The 1,410-nt window shown below is 49.3% G+C and carries 2 protein-coding genes; both read left to right on the top strand.

Features of this window, described 5'->3' with window-relative positions; all coding sequences use genetic code 11:
- Positions 1–968: ABC transporter permease (locus R7E00_RS23410; protein WP_318124626.1), on the top strand; the 968-nt coding region annotated here is incomplete at its 5' end.
- Positions 961–1,410 (top strand): outer membrane lipoprotein-sorting protein (locus R7E00_RS23405; RefSeq protein WP_318124625.1); only part of this gene is annotated, 450 nt, incomplete at its 3' end. The genes R7E00_RS23410 and R7E00_RS23405, both read left to right, overlap by 8 nt.

Raw genomic sequence — 1,410 nt, 5'->3', positions numbered from 1 at the left:
TACAGCCACGAGTGGAATTCAGCGGTTTGATCTCTAACGGCAACAAGTCCTCGATTTTTATTGGTATCGGCGTTAACGAACGCGAATTCGATATGAAAGGACCGTTTTTGGACGTGCGTGATGGGCAGACGCTTTCCAACATTCATGCCTCTCGTTACGACACTTCTGAGCCAGAAGTGATGCTTGGGGTGGATCTCGCCAATAATCTAAGCGTCAACGTGGGTGATTGGATTACCTTACTTGCTACTACGACAGATGGCGCTTTGAACGCTTACGACTTTAAAGTTCGCGGTATCTACTCAACTGGCGTACCTGAGCTGGATAAACGCCAACTTTACGTACACATCAACAGTGCTCAGTCTCTGCTGGGGTCGGACAAAGTCAGTGCGCTGTCAGTATTTCTGTTCGACACCAGCTTAACCAACAAGGTTGAACAGCAAGTCGCGACGATTCTAAACAAACAAAAACCGAGCTTTGGCGATCAAGAGGTTGAAATCACGCCTTGGCAAGAGCGTGCGTTTTTCTATCTAAAAGTGAAAGATTTGTACGACCGTATTTTCGGCATTATGGGCGCCGTAATGGCTCTGGTCGTGTTTGTCGCGTTGTTCAACACCATGACTATGTCTGTGACCGAGCGTACTCGTGAAATCGGCACCTTGTCCGCATTGGGCAGTTATCCCCGAGAAATCATCGCCGGATTTTTACGCGAAGCGGGTTTACTCGCCGTGATTGGCAGTTGTATCGGCGCCTTGTTTACCGCGCTGGTGACCATTTTTTTGATGGTGGTGGACGTACAAATGCCGCCACCACCAGGACGCACAGAAGGCTATCCATTGACGATTTACTTTTCTTGGGAGCTGGTGGATGCTGCAGGGTTATCAGTATTGCTGATTTGTTTGGTCGCGGCGTTTTTCTCGGCGCGTAAAGGCGTGAACAAGCCAATTACGGAGGCACTGATCTATGTTTAATTCCAAACCATTACTAACCATCACACTATTGGCTGTCAGCAGCGTTGCGAGTGCTAGTGAACAAGTGCTGGATGCACAACAAGTCGCGCAATTGATTGAGAAAGCCGACAGCTACCGCTTGCAAGATGATTCTTCTAAAGTGGTGTCGCTGGTGCGTTTGTATCAAGACCAAGAGTTGGACAAAACGCGTCTCTACCATGTGTACACGCGGCCAAACCGTGAATCGCTGGTGGTGTTCAAATCGGCGGTCGAAGCGGGGCAGAAGATGCTGATGATGGGCGACAACTACTGGCTGCAAATGCCAAAGAGCCGCCGCCCAATTCGTATTACGCCAATGCAAAAGCTGCTTGGTGAAGCCTCAATTGGTGATATTTCAACGTTGACGTGGAGCCAGGATTACCAAGGCGAGTGGAAAGCGACGGAAACCCTCACGATAAATGGA

The sequence above is a fragment of the Vibrio sp. Vb1755 genome (assembly GCF_033338635.1).
GTDB classification, from domain to species: Bacteria; Pseudomonadota; Gammaproteobacteria; order Enterobacterales; family Vibrionaceae; genus Vibrio; species Vibrio alginolyticus.
This window is presented reverse-complemented; position numbering and strand designations above follow the sequence as displayed.